This is a genomic window from Lactobacillus sp. HBUAS51381 (genome assembly GCF_012641095.1).
Lineage (GTDB): Bacteria > Bacillota > Bacilli > Lactobacillales > Lactobacillaceae > Levilactobacillus.
Genome location: NZ_JAAVSC010000004.1, coordinates 25,285 through 40,780 on the forward strand (window position 1 = coordinate 25,285; position 15,496 = coordinate 40,780).

General features: G+C 51.2%; 16 protein-coding genes. 8 read left to right on the forward strand and 8 right to left on the reverse strand.

The window, feature by feature from the left end; translation table 11 throughout:
* Positions 1-32 precede the first annotated feature (32 nt).
* Positions 33-2,807, reverse strand: a complete 2,775-nt coding sequence (locus HEQ50_RS02295; protein WP_168898872.1) for an MMPL family transporter — start codon at positions 2,805-2,807, stop codon at positions 33-35.
* A 202-nt stretch (positions 2,808-3,009) separates the two neighbouring features.
* Here HEQ50_RS02295 and HEQ50_RS02300 point away from each other — a divergent pair, with 202 nt between their 5' ends.
* Both HEQ50_RS02300 and HEQ50_RS02305 read left to right on the forward strand, forming a co-directional pair.
* Entirely contained in the window at positions 3,010-3,252 is a 243-nt protein-coding gene (locus tag HEQ50_RS02300; RefSeq protein ID WP_168898874.1) for a hypothetical protein, read from the forward strand.
* 204 nt (positions 3,253-3,456) lie between these two features.
* Entirely contained in the window at positions 3,457-4,434 is a 978-nt protein-coding gene (locus HEQ50_RS02305; RefSeq protein WP_168898876.1) for a linear amide C-N hydrolase, read from the forward strand.
* A gap of 182 nt (positions 4,435-4,616) precedes the next feature.
* Here HEQ50_RS02305 and HEQ50_RS02310 read toward each other — a convergent pair whose 3' ends face one another.
* On the reverse strand, positions 4,617-5,603 hold the full coding sequence (locus HEQ50_RS02310; RefSeq protein ID WP_168898877.1) for a YdcF family protein: 987 nt from the start codon (positions 5,601-5,603) through the stop codon (positions 4,617-4,619).
* Between the two features lie 117 nt (positions 5,604-5,720).
* Between HEQ50_RS02310 and HEQ50_RS02315 the strand changes: the two genes are divergently transcribed.
* Positions 5,721-6,344, forward strand: a complete 624-nt coding sequence (locus HEQ50_RS02315) for a glycoside hydrolase family 73 protein (RefSeq protein ID WP_168898878.1) — start codon at positions 5,721-5,723, stop codon at positions 6,342-6,344.
* A 163-nt stretch (positions 6,345-6,507) separates the two neighbouring features.
* On the opposite strand, the gene HEQ50_RS02320 is transcribed toward HEQ50_RS02315, so the two are convergent.
* Entirely contained in the window at positions 6,508-7,827 is a 1,320-nt protein-coding gene (locus HEQ50_RS02320) for a class A beta-lactamase-related serine hydrolase (protein ID WP_232842653.1), read from the reverse strand.
* Between the two features lie 247 nt (positions 7,828-8,074).
* On the opposite strand from HEQ50_RS02320, the gene HEQ50_RS02325 reads away from it, so the two are divergent.
* From HEQ50_RS02325 to HEQ50_RS02345, 5 genes are all read left to right on the forward strand, one after another.
* Complete coding sequence (locus HEQ50_RS02325) at positions 8,075-8,863, forward strand: TerC family protein (RefSeq protein WP_168898880.1); 789 nt, start codon at positions 8,075-8,077, stop codon at positions 8,861-8,863.
* A gap of 291 nt (positions 8,864-9,154) precedes the next feature.
* Complete coding sequence (locus tag HEQ50_RS02330; RefSeq protein WP_168898881.1) at positions 9,155-10,021, forward strand: NAD(P)-dependent oxidoreductase; 867 nt, start codon at positions 9,155-9,157, stop codon at positions 10,019-10,021.
* Positions 10,022-10,350: 329 nt separating this feature from the next.
* Positions 10,351-10,776, forward strand: coding sequence for a hypothetical protein (locus HEQ50_RS02335; protein WP_211089172.1), 426 nt, complete (start codon positions 10,351-10,353; stop codon positions 10,774-10,776).
* 172 nt (positions 10,777-10,948) lie between these two features.
* A complete protein-coding gene (locus HEQ50_RS02340) occupies positions 10,949-11,236 on the forward strand; it encodes a type II toxin-antitoxin system RelB/DinJ family antitoxin (protein ID WP_168898882.1) in 288 nt (95 codons plus the stop codon).
* Between the two features lie 2 nt (positions 11,237-11,238).
* Entirely contained in the window at positions 11,239-11,547 is a 309-nt protein-coding gene (locus HEQ50_RS02345; RefSeq protein ID WP_168898884.1) for a type II toxin-antitoxin system YafQ family toxin, read from the forward strand.
* A 69-nt stretch (positions 11,548-11,616) separates the two neighbouring features.
* Here the strand turns inward: HEQ50_RS02345 and HEQ50_RS02350 are convergent, their stop codons facing one another.
* Genes HEQ50_RS02350 through trpX form a run of 5 tightly spaced genes read right to left on the reverse strand, consistent with a single transcriptional unit; the run spans position 11,617 to position 15,051 of the window.
* Positions 11,617-11,922, reverse strand: coding sequence for a hypothetical protein (locus HEQ50_RS02350; protein WP_168898886.1), 306 nt, complete (start codon positions 11,920-11,922; stop codon positions 11,617-11,619).
* Between the two features lie 29 nt (positions 11,923-11,951).
* Positions 11,952-12,410, reverse strand: a complete 459-nt coding sequence (locus tag HEQ50_RS02355; protein ID WP_232842654.1) for a GNAT family N-acetyltransferase — start codon at positions 12,408-12,410, stop codon at positions 11,952-11,954.
* Positions 12,394-13,164, reverse strand: a complete 771-nt coding sequence (locus tag HEQ50_RS02360) for an ABC transporter ATP-binding protein (RefSeq protein ID WP_168898887.1) — start codon at positions 13,162-13,164, stop codon at positions 12,394-12,396. The genes HEQ50_RS02355 and HEQ50_RS02360 overlap by 17 nt, the downstream gene beginning before the upstream one ends.
* Positions 13,157-14,056: an ABC transporter permease gene (locus HEQ50_RS02365; protein WP_168898889.1), complete on the reverse strand. Its 900-nt coding sequence runs from the start codon at positions 14,054-14,056 to the stop codon at positions 13,157-13,159. Before HEQ50_RS02365 ends, HEQ50_RS02360 begins: the two co-directional genes overlap by 8 nt.
* Entirely contained in the window at positions 14,056-15,051 is a 996-nt protein-coding gene (gene trpX, locus HEQ50_RS02370; protein ID WP_168898890.1) for a tryptophan ABC transporter substrate-binding protein, read from the reverse strand. Before trpX ends, HEQ50_RS02365 begins: the two co-directional genes overlap by 1 nt.
* Between the last annotated feature and the right edge of the window lie 445 nt (positions 15,052-15,496).

Here is a 15,496-nt window from a genome sequence, read left to right on the forward strand (position 1 = left end):
GCCCATTTGTGGGCGTTGCTTTTGTGTAGTCGTTACTTCTTATCGGTTGTGTCGTCATGACGTTTGGCCACGCGAACGGGTTTACGATCGGCACGCTTGCGTTTCCGGAATTGCATCGGCTTTTGTGCCGGGATAATAACGGAAAGCTTACCGAAGGATGACGCCATCAACGGCAAGGCCAGGTTGAAGATGATGGCGGTGAAGATCGTGATCAGCGTCACGGCAGTCAACGTCTGGGATTCTGCGGCTAAGAGACCGAGAACACCCGCAATGATGATAAACAGTGAGTGACGCATGGTCTGACCGACCTCGTGAATTCCTGGCAATAACCAGTCGAGGAGGGGACCATCATTCAGCCGATAGCTCAAGGCCAACTGGGTCAACTCGACCACCGCGAGAACGGTGAGTGGAATGAAGGCCAGCAGAGGAACTTGCCAGTTGAATTCACTATTTCCGGTAATCCAGCCCATGATGAGTTGGGTTAACTGGTAACCTGCCGCAGCAGAAGCCAGGAACGTCAAGAACCAGTAACCGGCTTGAAGCAGCGACCGACTGAACAGAACGAGCAGGAGTAGCGTAATGCCAAAGACCAGAATTAAGACCCGTGGTAAGTCGTGTTGATATTGCGACTGGATGGTGCTAGCAACGACTGGCTGACCACTGAAGGTGAGTGTGGCGTTGTTCAGTACCGTCCCACGTAATTGACTTTGGGCAACTTGTTTGAGTTGCTTTAGGGTTTGCGTGGTGGTCTTCGCATTCGGTGCCTGCTTCAACGTAATCGTTAAGTAGGTCGATTGCACCTTGGCATCCGTGTAGTTGGTCAAGGATTGTTGGAAATCACCGCTGGCAATCTGCGTTGGTGACAAGTATAAGGACTTGGCCGCTTCAGAAGACTGCAAGCCACTGAGGTAAAGGTAAATCTTATTCAAGGACTTTTGCATGCTAGACACTTGTTTTCTGGACGTCTTCAAGCTATCGCTAACCGCCTTGATGGCTTCGGCATAGTTGCTCAGACTCGATTGCGCGTTGGTTACCCCGGTGTTCACCGTGCCGACAGAATTGGAGATGGCCGTTAAGTCGTTGACGGCGGTGTTTAACTCTGTATTGACGGCGTTTAACTGGTTGATGTAACGCGTGATCCGTTTAGACGTACTCGTGGTGCCCGCAGCAGTTGAACGACTCAGTGCTGCTTGGAGCGATGACTGCAAGACGTTACTGTCACTCATTAAGGCCGTAGTCTGCGTCGTTAACTTATTGAGGCGTTTGACTTCGGACTTCAGCGTAGACTGTTTCAGATTCGTCTTATCAGACTGGAGGTCATTGCGGACGGTGCCCAACTGACCGACGATTCCCGTAATATTTTCGTTAAGGGAACTCAGTTGGTTAGATACGTAATACTGTGTAATGGGCTGACCACCCGGTTGGGTGACGGAAGTGACCGAGGCAACCCCTGGTTGTGCCTGAAGTTTCTTGGTCAGATTATCCAGTTGATAGAGTTGATTTTGATTGTCGAGGCGTTGATTGGTTGAGATGTACAGCGTGACTGGCGTTGCTTTCCCTTGGCCAAAATGCGCACTTAAAACCCGAGCACCCTGCACGGCTTGATTATTCGGAATGTCTTGGGCGTTGTCATAGTTGAGGTTTGTCCGGTTGGCAAAGACAACGGGGACAATTAGATACAGAACCACGGCGACCGCAATCCAAGGTTGCCAGAGACCGAATTTGGTCAAATGGAACCATAACTTGTGATCCTTAAGCCGTGGCCGCGTCTTCTTCGGCCAGAAGAGACTGTTGCCCAGCATTCCCGTAAAGACGGGAACCAAGGTGACACTGGCGATCCCGGTGATGGCGAAGCCGATGCCCAATAAGCCAAATGCCCGAATGGTCGAGAAATCAAAGAGCATGAGACTGCCAAAGGCGATGGTTAAACTCAACGTACTGATTAAGATCCGATAACCCAAGTCATTGACCACTTTAGAGGTGGCGGCTTGGCTGTCGGCACCATCGTCCGTCAGGTTACGCAGTTCCCGGAAGAACCAGAAGCTGGTCAGTAACGTGAAGAGGCTGATTCCCAACAGCAGGAAGATCGGCGTGTACTCGGAGTACGCAAAGTTCCAGTGATAGGCCAGGTTGGTCGCCAGGGAGAGTGTCGCAATATAACTAATTAAAATAGCTAAAAATGTGATAATCGGGGCGATGATTGACGCGAATAAAATCCCCATGGCAATTAACGCAATCAGCATGGTCATCAAGATGACGATTAACGTGAATGATGAGATGTGCTCATTGGCGGCATCACTGATAATCTCGGGGCTCGTCACGTAGGTGTTCAAGCCGACCGTTGAGATCTGTGATTTCAGTTGTGAGGTGATTTGCCGTACGGTTCCTTGATTGTGGCTGACCTCGAGTTGAACGATTTCCGTGGATTTATCCTTGGAAAGGAGTTGGGTGCGGCTCGTTGGTGTGTTGGTCATGGTCGTGATCTTTTGGACACCATAGTAGCTGGACCGCTTCTGCAATTCGGACACAGTCTTGTTGACTGAGGCCAGTTGCTTGTTTGTGAGGGCACCATCAGGGTTGTTAAAGACCGCGTTGACAGTGTACGTTCCGTTCAGGTTACGCCCCCAGTTGTTTTTGAGCTGGGTCGCCTTAACGGGTTGACTCGTATTTGCCAATTGTGGTTGACCATCATATTGAATAATCGTCTTGACATTTGGCAAGGTGACAATGGCCGCAAAGACCACGATTAACCAGAATACGAGTGCAAAAATCCGGTTGTGGTGAAGCTTTCTTATCCGTTCTCGCATATGTAATCTTAGTCCTCTCTATCTAATCAAATTCCCGCCGTGCAAGCAGGGTGCAGTTCACTCTCAATTTTACCATATCAAGGGGGAATCGGGCCGATTTTGGCTTTATTTAAGAAAGTTTAAGAAACCCTTTCGTTGACACTGAGAATAAAGCGGGTAAAGTAGAAGACCGCATACTAACTAAAAGAAAGAACGTGAAAAAATGACGAAGCACCAACAGGCTTACCATAGTCCTTTCGCGGCCATGCTGACGCGTGACCGGTTTGCCCTAGCCACCCGATTGGCGGCCCAGTACCATCTCGACGAGAGTCAGGTGATGTTTGCGTACCTTCAAATCACGGCGGCCGTTGCCGAGTCAGGCAAGACGGTCACTGCGCGCCAACGAGAGATTGACCGGCGTTTCCAAGCATTCCTGGACGATGCGGCAACGCCGAAAACACTTTGATTGCAGTTTTAGGTGTTTTCCCGTAAACTTAATTAATTAGATTAATCTTGTTTTGGATGATGGGTTTGTGGGAATGCGGGTCACGGGGCAGTCAATCGACCGTGGCCGTAAGGTTGGGGCATGTTTCCGGCAGATTACCCGCGCTACGGGCGATAACGGACATAAATTTTTTGAAGTCAAGCATACGGAAGGTGGGCGGTTGCCATGTGTACCAGTATCTTACAGATTGCCAAGGATGGGAGTCACATCTTGGCCCGGACCATGGATTGGCATGCGCTCTACGTCCAACCCCTGTTTGTCCCGCGGGGGTATCGGTGGCAGAGTGTTTTTGATAACCAGTGGCATACCAATCGTTACGCCATGATCGGTGGCGGTGGGGCCCACCACCACGAGATTGATGTTTCGGATGGCGTCAATGAGATGGGGTTAAGTGTTCAGAAGTTGACGTTTGCCAACGGTTCACGGTTGGTTGAACGGCCGACCCCGGGACAGGTTCATCTGGCACCGTATGAATTCTCCTTTTATCTGCTGGCTAACTACGCTTCCGTGGCCGACATTGAAGTGCACCTGGCTGAGATTCAGTTGATGAGTGGGGCCTACGCCGTCAACAATATTGGCGATTCCGAGCTCCATTTTGCGGTGGTCGATCGGACGGGGCGTACCGTGGTGATTGAACCCACGCATTTCCCCATGCGTATTCGAGAAAATCCGTTGGGCGTGGTGACCAACAGTAAAGATTTTGAATTACAACTTGAACGGCTGGGACAGTACGTTAACTATACCGATGATTTTGAAATGGGGACGGTTCCGTTAAACGCCCCACGGGTGACGACCGGCCGCTTCTCCGGCAAGCCCGTGCCGAGCGGGTCCTACACGCCGGGTGGCCGCTTCGTGCGCGCCGCCTACTATAAGGAACGTGCCGATTTGCCCGCCGATGAATCGGAAGGAATTATCAGCGCGTGGCACCTACTGGACAGCGTGGCCGTTCCCAAGAGTCACCAGTACCGTCCCACGTATTCCGTCTACCGGGCGGCAACGTGCAGCGAGTCGCTGACCTATTACTTCCAGCCCTACAACCGGTTAGACGTGGTCCAGTTAAAATTAACCCCGGAAATGTTGGCGTGGACCAAGCCTAAATTTTACAATGTCAGCAATCAGTTGGCGGTTACGCCCCTGAACTAAACTAAGTGACAAACAGCAGCGTGGGCCCAGACTCACGCTGCTGTTTTAGGACTGAAGGTTGACAGGTAAAACACAGATTGAAGACCTGGTGTGTGACTATCATCATCCGATAGTCACGTACTGGCCGCCTTACCGTTCGCCAAATTTGGTCTGGGACGCGTGTATGAATGTTCGATCTCAATTTAAGGAAGCATCCACAACAGGTTGGTGGCGATCATGGCAATGAGAATGCCGCGATGCAGTCGTGGATGGAGCATGATCAAAGCGAGGAACTCCCTGGCCCAACCGATGACGATGTATCCTGGTCGGGTGGGAGCGGGGTAACCGCCGGCGTGGATGCCCAGTTGGTGCGCGAGAAGTCGGGTACGGAAGAGATGGTAGCCGTTGGTAATCAGAACCACGCGCCCTCCTTGATGGGGTAATCGCCACCAGAGCTTCTGGCTATTGATTAGGTTGGTCCGAGTATTGGTCGCAGCGGTCTCTTGAATGATGCGTTCGGCGGGATAACCGTGTTGCGTGAGGTAAGCGGCCATAGCGGCGGCCTCGCTCAACGCTTCGTCGGGGCCCTGACCGCCGGTAACCACCAGGGTGACGGGATGGTCCTGGCGTTGGGCAAAGGCTAAGGCGGTATCCAGCCGCGTGCCGAGGACCCGGCCAATTTGGTCTCCGTTGAGCAAGCCCGCGCCGAGAATGACTAAAGTATCGGCGTGCCGGGACCGCAAACAGATAACGCGCAGGTAGCCGACGAGTCCCGCACCGAAGAGAACGCCAAGGTAAAGGCTAAATGCGGGAATGAAGGTCAGCCAAGGCCACACGGTATCGTTGAAGGTGCCGTGACCGACCGCGTAGATCCAGGCGACACCCAGAAAGAGCCAGACCCAGATGCCGGCGAGAAGTCCCAGCGTTAAGCGTTCGCGTTTGCGGACAATCAGCCGGGGCGTTCCCAGGATGAGCAGTAGCGTGAACAGCCCCCAAGCACCAATCAACGCGATGATCAGGCGCCCGGTACCCGCAATAAGCGGTGCCCACGGCCGGTGGGACAGGGTGGCGAGTAGCGTGATTAAGCCACCGCTAAGAACGGTAACCACCGCACTGGTTAGGCCGTGGGGGTCCCAAATCGTTAGTAAAATAACCAAGCAAATTAAAACCATACTCGCACTCAGTAGCATGGGCGGTCTCCTTTCAAGGTAAAGTTTAAGTTTTGTTGAGGCTTTGGATAATTCATTCTATCTAAAGAAAAACTCGTTATAATTGAGAACATTATAACCGAGATTGGAGGAATCCGGGTGCCACAGCGTCGAAAAGCCAAAAGAAAAACAACCCACAACCCAGCAACTGCCACCTGGATCTTCGTCATGGTCTTACTCGTCTTGGGTGGCGGGCTGCTGGCTCGCGGTAAAATCAAGACGGAAATTCAGAACCAGCGCATTGCACAAACGGCGAATAGTTCTACTGATAATGAATCTGCGGCTCAAAAAAAGTTTATCACAAAAATGGCCAAGCCGGCGGTACGCGTCTATCGACAAAACGGTCAAGTGCTACCCAGCATCGTGATTGCTCAGGCCATTTTGGAGTCCAGTTGGGGGACCTCACAACTCTTCTTGCAGGCCAATAATCCCTTTGGGGTGAAGGGGAGTTACGAGGGCCGCACCAAGTCCTTTTTAACCAATGAATACGTGAATAATAAGAAGATTTCAGTGCACGCCAATTTTCGGGATTACCCGACGCTTACCGCGGCGATCTTGGATCACGATGCCTTACTGAAACGTAGCTATTTCAAGCAAACCGTGACGGATTACCAGACGGCGGCCAAGTTGCTACAGGAAAACGGCTATGCGACGGATCCCAGCTATGCCAAGAAGCTTACCAACCTCATTGCCACCTACAACCTTAACCAGTACGACACATAGACGAACGGTAAGGCGACCTGCGTTGCTGAAAGCTGGTGCCAGCCACAGGCACTCACAAGCTAATAATATGTAACCCAAAACGGGACGGTACCGGCAATTGTGCTGGTGCCGTCTCGTTTTGGTTGAGCGAGCCGTTGCCGACTAAAAATCCGGTCGGTCAAGTTTAGTGTTCGTCATAGTAGCGTGCCAGATCATAGAGCGTCTTGGCCAAGCCATCCATCGACCGTGTCGGTGCTTGGTTGGCGAACAGGACGACCCCGGACTTGTTGCCCTCCGAGCCGTACAGGACCGTTTCATAACCGGCGCCGCTGAGGGTTCCGCGAACGCGCTTCATACTGCCACTGTAATGGTATAGCCCACCACCATAAGTTAACTTATAGTCGTTGGCCAAATCGTAATACTGATTGGTCGTCAGGATCTTACCATTACGAAGGCCCTTTTGAATCGCGTAGTAGTCAGCCGGCGTTGAGTAGTAATTACCGGCGCCTAAAAGCGAAGAGACCAGCGCTTGAGAAGCGTTGTCTGGGTTATAGTTCTTGCCATTGGCGTAACTGTAACCATTGGCCACAACACCACTCTTGGGCAGGTTGCTCCAAGCGAAGGTGTGCTTGAGGTTCAGTGGCGCAATAATCCGATCTTGGACCAGCTGATCGTAGCTCTTACCGGTGACCTTAGAGGCGATTCCGGCTAACAACGTAAAGTTGGCATTCGTATAGTTAAAGCTACCACTTTTCCCAACTGAAAGCTGGTTTAGCGTATAGTTGATTTCGGCGGATTGTGTCGTTAACAGCGTCGAAGGCGTGGACTCGGACATGTCGATGCCGGAGCGTTGATTTAACAGTTGTCGGAGCGTAATCTGGTTACTATTCTTGATGCCAGGGTAGTAACGACTGAGCTTGTTGTTCAGCGACAGTTTTCCTTGACCAGCCAACTGTTCGATGAGGGCTCCCGTCATGATCTTCTGTAGCGAAGCGATGGGGTAAATGGTCGTCGACGAATTCAACGTCTTGGTCGTAGCATCGGCGTAACCGACGTTGACGTGACTCGCACCAGTCGCGTAACTGTTGAAGAGCATGGCACTCCCTTGAAAGTGGGCGTTGTTCAAGAGGGCTTTTGCATTTTGACTGCGACTAAACGGTTCTAGTGCGCGGACGTCAACCCAGCCGATCGTGTCGCCGTACCAGGAAAACTTCGCGAATTGCACCCCGTTAGACAGCGTCGCAATCTGACTGACCTTGACGAAGCGATGTTGCCAGTTTTTTCCACTGGCATCGCGGGTCTTGGCCGAGCGTTGCGTGTAGTAGGGGGCGTAGTAATAAATCCCGTCATTACGACTGCCTTGATTGACAAAGCGGGCGTTGTAACTGGTGTTCTTGGTACTCTTAATACCCAGGTAGCTGCTGGCATCGGCGGAAATCGTCGATAGACCACCAGCGAGGGCACAAGCGAGCGTGACCCCCAAAATTGTCACAAATTTCTTCAAAATCATCATCCATTCCCTTAAAGTTGAAGCTAAGTTTCTCCAAAGCCAGTTATATGGTAACGCGGCTCCGTTACATTTTCAACATTTTATCCAGTAAACGGGTTAAGTGAACTAACTAATGCTATAAGTGGTTGTGGGGCACACTGGATAAAACAGTCGCAAGTTTAGGGGCAGTGTGGTAAACTAATCCAGATAAAAATATATTTATTCTATCGTCAACATAGATATTGAGGAGCTGAAAACACCGTTGTTACACTTTCTGGGCCAACTCTATGGGCCTTTCTTTGATCTTCACAATTGGGAAACCGTGATTACCTCGGGTAACGATTGGCTAATTATTTTTTCACTGGTACTCATCGAATGTCTACTTTCCGTAGATAATGCCGTCGTGCTTGCTGCCCAAACGCAGTCATTGCCGACGCGTAAGCAGCAGGAAGAATCCCTGTTCTACGGGATTTGGGGTGCGTACATCTTCCGGTTTATCATCATTGGACTGGGAACGTATCTGATTAATTTCTGGGAAATTAAGGTCATTGGTGCACTATATCTGGTTTTTCTGGTGTTTCAGTATTTCACCAAGACGCGGGTTAAACACACCCGTAAGCTGGTTAAGGATAAGAAAAAACGATTCTTACCCTTATTCTGGTCCGTTGTATTACAGATTGAAATGATGGATATCATCTTCTCCGTGGACTCCGTTCTGGCGTCGTTAGCGATTTCCAGCAATCCCGTGATCGTGTTGATTGGGGGCTTGATTGGGATCCTAGCCATGCGGGGAGTCGCCGAGGTGATTATGAAGCTCATGCGGCGGATTCCGGAACTGGAACCGATGGCGTATATCTTGATTGCCTTAATTGCGGTAAAGCTCTTCGTCTCGATTCCCGCCATTGACATTGAGATCCCGGCCACGGCCTTTGGGATCATTGTGATTGGCGCGATTGTCGTGACCTTGATTATTCATGTGATTCGTAAGCGGCGGCAACCGGCTAAGAAAGCAACTAAGGCCAAGGAACCGTCAAATTCAACTGAATCGTAATCTCTAGGAGGTGGCCTGCGGGTCAGCTCCTTTTTTATGGAATCGACTTTTCCCCCTCTACTAATTACTAATGTAAAATTGGCCGAATTTGTTGCACATTTTTGCTAAATTTGTAAAAGCTATTCAGGGCTGAAGAAAAATTTGGTCTAGTGAAGTCAATTAATTTGCTGCAAATCGCCTAGTTGTGGCGGCGAATGTTTACGATCGGCCTGAACGCGGGGGACTTTATCCATAGTTGATGAATGAACGTGGTACCATAGAAAGCAAGATGAATGAAGGAGGTCACGTTTTATGCAAATTGGATTTATCGGAACTGGCGTGATGGGCACTGGGATCGTGTCGAACTTGTTAAAGGCGGGCAACGCCGTCGTGGTGTATAACCGGACGAAGGCTCATGCCCAACGCGTCTTGGATGCCGGAGCCACTTGGGCGGATTCTCCTCAAGCTGTGGCCCAACAAGCTAAGCTGGTGATGACCATGGTCGGCTATCCCAGCGATGTGGAAGCCGTTTATACCGGTGAGCATGGCGTTTTTGCCGGGACTCAGGCGGACAGTATCATCGTCGATATGACCACGAGTACGCCGGCGTTGGCGGTCAAGTTAACCGGTCTGGCGCATGACCACCACATTCAGGCGCTGGATGCACCGGTATCCGGCGGGGATGTGGGTGCCAAGAATGCCACATTAACCGTCATGGTGGGTGGTGACCGCGCCGCCTACGATCAGATTCTACCGATTTTTGAACAAATCGGGCAACGCGTGAACTACTTTGGTGCAGCCGGCAAGGGCCAACACACCAAGATGGCCAACCAGATTATGATTGCCGGAACAATGACCGGATTGACGGAGATGCTGGTCTACGCCAAGGCGGCAGGCTTGGACTTGCCGCAGGTCTTAGCCACGTTGAGCAGTGGGGGTGCCGACAACTGGAGCATGGACAATTACGTGCCCCGAATCTTAAAGGGCGACTACACGCCGGGCTTCTTCGCCAAGCATTTCCTAAAGGATCTCCGAATTGCCTTACAGGAGGCCGACCGGATGAAGCTAGATTTGCCGGCGACCAAACAAGCCAAGCTGCTCTACGAAGCGATGGTCGATGACTTCGGTTTGGGCGATGACGGGACACAAGGTTTGATTAAGACGTACGAACAGAAATAACGAAACGTGGGTCAAAAGGCGGTTGGCCGTCATTTGGCCCACGTTTTTTGTACTTTAACTAAGAGGTTGCAATCCTTAGCGCTTTAATTGTAGTGGTGTAGCGGGTCTGGAGCGGTTGTTCCCAGTCTTTTGATAATTCTCAAAAGTGGGGGCTTGACCATTTGCTTGTTGGGAGAAAATAAGAAGATCCATAATGATTTAATTGGGTTGCTAATACATAGGGCGAGCGGTACGATGAAGACATAAATAGCCTTAAAGACGTTTAAGACAGGCTGGTAAGACAGTTTGGATAAAATGGGGCTAAACATGAAATTGGATGGTAATGTCACATGATTAAAACGTATCTTAAAGGCTTATTTCCGTTTGCCTTAATCTTCTTTCTCCACAATCTCAATACCCAGAATGGCGACTGGTCGTTGGCCCTTTCGTGGTGGAATGTCTACCTTGTGGTGAGCTATCTGGTCTTCTTTCCGTTGCTTTACGGGCAGTTTTGGCGGCACGTTGACCAGTCAGCCGACAAGGGCAAGCAGTTAAATCAGCCCCGAAAGAACGCTGAGCAGGAATCCTTACGCATCGGGTCAAACTATGGTAATACGGGCCATTTTGGGTTTGCCCGCATTGGAGAGGCCGATGGTGAAGAGAATACGATCGAACGCTGGGGAATGAGTCTGGTGGTTCGTCTGTTCTTAATTCTAGCGGGTCCCTTGGTTTGGATCTATCTGTGGTTGAAGCGGCAACGGAAATTAAAAAAATAGACGAAACAAACACCCCCGTTCATCATGACTTGCGAGTAGTCTGTGAACGGGGGGGAGGATGCGGCTTGGACACTATGCTTTTTTGAAATTGTAAACAAAATGCCGTAGTCTTTCAATAAATGATGATGTCATTTGTATGTTATAATGATGTCATCAAGAAAGGGGAATAACTATGGCAACGAGTGCAACAACTATTCGGCTTGATGATGAGCTTAAAGCTAAATTGACAAAAGAGTTAAGTGCTACGGGATTAAGTATTAATGCTTACTTTAACATGGCCGCAAGACAGTTAATCATTCAGAAGAAAATTCCATTCGAAGTTTTAACTGAACCAGACGAACCGACAGAGAAAACCAGACGGGCTTTAGTCGCCGCTGAGGCCAAAGAGCTGGGAATCATTCCTGATAATGTCCCCGAATTTGCTCATGTAAAAGATCTAAAAGATTTTCTGGATAACTGATGGTGTATAAACTTAAGCCGGAACCTCAATTTAAAGAAGACTATCGCAAGCTTAAACGGACAAGCCCTGAGTTAATCACTGATTTAATGCGAGCTTTAGAGCAACTGCAAATAAATGGCGTCGTTAATCAGGCGTATCAACCACACAGGCTTAAGAATCAGGGCGGTAATTATAATGGCAACTATGAATTCCATTTATTAGACGGAAAAGTGGACATTCTGGTCATTTACATGCCCCATAAAACTAATCCCGTCATCCGCTTAGTTCGAATGGGTAGACATGACGAATTGTTTCGCGGGAAGTTAAATTAAAATCAAACACCCCCGTTCATTATGACTTGCGAGTAGCCAATGAACGGGGGTGTTAATTTTTGTAAACTGTTAGTGATTTAAGACGTCTGGAAAGCGGCCTTCCGCCGTAGCCGCGTGTTTGAACTGATCAACGAATTCGGCGGCAAAGTTAAAGTCGGGTTTAATCTGGACAACCTGTTCGGCACATTGCTGCTTGGATAAGGGTTGTCGTTTAACCTGTTTTTCGGCCACAAAATCCATGATGGCCTGACTCTCTTGAGCCGAGAAGTCGAAGTTTAACAGTACCAGACTGATGCAGTCGAGGTGGGCTTGGTCGGCGAGGCGATTGAGCACGTCCAGTATCAGTGCGGACCGGTCAAAACTATTAGTTGTCATAAGGCAATGCATCCTTTCTGCGTTTAAGGTTAAAAGTTCTTGTGCAGTACCACGACCGGCGCGCCGTCTTCGGCGAAGGGGCCGGCCGTGACAACGTAGCCACAGCGCTCATAGAAGCCTTGCGCGCTGACCTCGCCGTGAATGGTACCGGTTCGGTAGCCGTGATGGCGGGCCCAGTTTTCGGCCGCCGTCAATAGGCGACTGCCCAGACCCTGACCGCGCAAGTCCTGCCGGGTGCAAATCCGCCCGAAACGCATCACTTCGGGGGATTGAGGTTCCAGGCGCAACGTAGCCACGGGGTGGGTGGCATCCTGATACAGGGTGACGTAGATCCGGTCAGCCGTATCGCGGTCGTCGAATTCAACGTCGCGAGGGATGCCACGTTCGGTGACAAAGATGGCTTGGCGCAGGGACAGAGCGGCGGCACGGTTAAACGGGGCGTTGGAAATCACGAGTTCCATGGTGAGCCTCCTATTCAATCTCGGCAAAGAAACTGTAGAGCTTCTCGGTCGTCAGGGCCTTCTTCTTAGCACCCGCCACATCGAAGGTCACCTTGCCATGATGCAGCACAATCAGGCGGTTCCCGTAGGTCAGGGCATCCTCCAAATGGTGGGTAATCATCAGGCAGGTCAACTGCTGTTCTTGAACCCGTTCGTTGGTCAGGTGCATGAGGTCTTGGCTGGTCTGTGGGTCAAGCGCAGCCGTGTGTTCATCCAGAAGGAGGATTTCAGGGCGTTTGAGGGTGGCCATCAGGAAACTCAAGGCCTGACGTTGCCCCCCGGAAAGGTTCCCGGTGGCCGTGGTCAGCCGCTCGTCCAGGCCGTTATGCATGGTGGCCGTGATTTCCTTGTAGCGGTCGAGTTGCTTGTTCAGGTGGCGTGGGGCCAGCGTTCGACGTTGTCCGCGGCGTTCGGCCAATAAGAGGTTTTCGGCCACGTTCATCCGCGGCGCCGTCCCCAGCTTGGGATCCTGAAAGACCCGGGCGAGAAAACGCGTGCGTTTCTCCACGGATTCGTGGGAAATGTCCTTGCCGTTGAGGAGAATCTGCCCGCTGTCAATGCTGAGGTCGCCCCCAATAGCGTTGAACAGGGTGGATTTTCCGGCCCCGTTAGACCCAAGTACCGTGATAAAATCACCGGCGTTGATGGTCAGATTCAAGTGGTCGAGAATCATAATCTCCTCGGGCGTGTTGCGGTTGACCTTAAGGACGACATTTTTTAATTCGAGTAATGGTTTAGTCATTGGTATCCAACCCCCGTTTCAAAATGTGCTTGAAGTTCAGCGTCTTCTTGAAGACCGGCAACATCATGCAGAGTGCCAGGATGATCGATGACAACAGGTTGAGGTCGTTGGCGCTGAAACCCAACTTGAGGACAATCAAGAGGACGAAACGGTAGAGAATACTCCCCAGGGTGACGGCTACGAGGCGCTGATTCAACGTTAAATCCCCGAAGGCCACTTCGCCGATGATGATGGAGGCCAGGGCGATCACGATGATCCCAATCCCCATGTTGACGTCGGCGTACCCGTTATTTTGCGCCACCAGAGCGCCGCCAAAGGCAATCAGACCGTTGGAAACCATCAGGCCCATAATCTTCATGTTATCGGTGTTAATGCCCAGTGAGCGGGCCATCGTCTGGTTGTCACCGGTGGCGATGAACCCTTGCCCCAGTTGCGTTTGTAGGAAGTAAATCACGAGTCCCGTAATCACGACCATGACCAGTGTCCCCAGAAAGACGCTGTCAAAATATTGTGGTAATGATGCGAGAAAATGGTTCTTAAATAACGTGGATTTTCCCAACAGTGACACGTTGGCGCGGCCCATGATCCGCAGGTTAACGGAGTAGCAAGCGGTCATGACCAGGATACCGGCCAACAGGATGGGGATGTGTCCCTTGGTGTAGAGCAGGCCAGTAATCAGGCCGGCGATGGCGCCGATTGCGAAGGCCAGTAGCGTGGCCAGCATGGGGTTCATCCCGTTACTAATGGCAGCCACGGCGGTCGCGGCCCCGAGAGGAAAGGTGCCTTCAACGGTCATGTCGGCAAAATCTAGAATTCTAAAGGTGAGGAATAACCCAACACCCAGGACGGCCCAGAGCAGGCCTTGTCCAATTGCGGATACAAATAAACTCATTAGCGGTAAACCTCCCCATGTTGTTTGGCTTCTTTAACGACCGAGGCGGGTAAGGTAATCCCGAGCTTCTGAGCCGTCTTCAAATTAATGGTCATTTCACCTTTGCGGACGAAGTGGATCGGCGTGTCGGCGGGCTTCTTACCCTTCAGAATCGCGGCGGTCATCTTCCCGGTCGTCACGCCCAGTTTGTATTGGTTGATGCTGAGCGTTGCCAAGCCCCCAGCCTTCACCATGGTATCGACAGCGGGGAAGACCGGCACCTTCTTGGCCGTTGCGGTGGCGACCAGCGTTTGCATGGCACTGGCAACGGTGTTATCGGTTGGCACGTAAATGGCATCGACTTGGCTGACCATCTGTTGACTGACCTGGTTTAAGTCGTTGGTGTTGGCGATGGAGTAGCCCTTGAGCCGGACGTGTTCTTTTTTACACAGCGCCGCGAATTGGTGATACTGCGCGGTGGCCGAGTCATCGGACGAGGTGTAAATAATCCCCAGCGTCTTCATATCGGGCATGATCTTTTGAATAAGCTTGAGCTGCGATGCCAGTGGCGCTTGGTCGGAAACCCCGGTGACGTTATTGCCGGGATGGGCGTTGCTCTTGACCAGGTGGGCGCCCTTGGGATCGGTGATGGCGCCTAGGACAACCGGCGTCGTCGAGCTAGCATTGGCTAAGGCCTGAGCGGCGGGCGTGGCAATCCCAATCATGGCGTCGGCGTCTTCGTTGACGAAGCGCGCGCTCATGGTCTTCAGATTACTCTGGTCGTTCTCGGCGTTTTGAAAATCAATCTTGACGTTCTTTCCCACGTGATAGCCCTCTTCGGCCAATCCGTGGATAATGCCCTTGTGAATCGCATCCAGTGCCGGGTGGGAGAGTAGTTGTAGAATCCCCACGGTCGGCACAGCCTTGGTCTTCGCGGCTTCCTGGTGGCTTTCCTTGACGAAGGCAAAGCCAAGAAAGACCACCAGAATGGCGATGAGTCCGTACAATCTTTTCATGGTACAATCAACCTCAATTCTCTAAGTGTTTGGGTTCTAGGTGACGGGTTATATGTAGATCCTTGTTTTTTACTACTGCATAGTGGAAACGTGTTTCATCAGGCAGGCCCCTGCGCTTAACGTCAAGAAGGCCAAAAGCCAGGACTAGGCTTTTGGCCTTCTTGACGTTAATGCTCGGAACCTAACCGCCTGATTCCAAACTCTTAAACAAAAAGAGCACCCAGTCAGTCCGGCTGGGTGCCCAAGAAAAAGGCCCGCAATACCGGATAGAAGACATCCGTGCGGGCTATTGCATCAGAAAGTTAGCCGGCGCAGATGCGAAAATCGCTCTGGGAGCTCAAGTCGCATCTACAGCGATGACGACTTGATTACCGGCTTTGCCAACGTCCATTAAGTTGAATACCAGACAGTTGCATCTAACTTTCCTTCCTTCCGTTTTCGAATA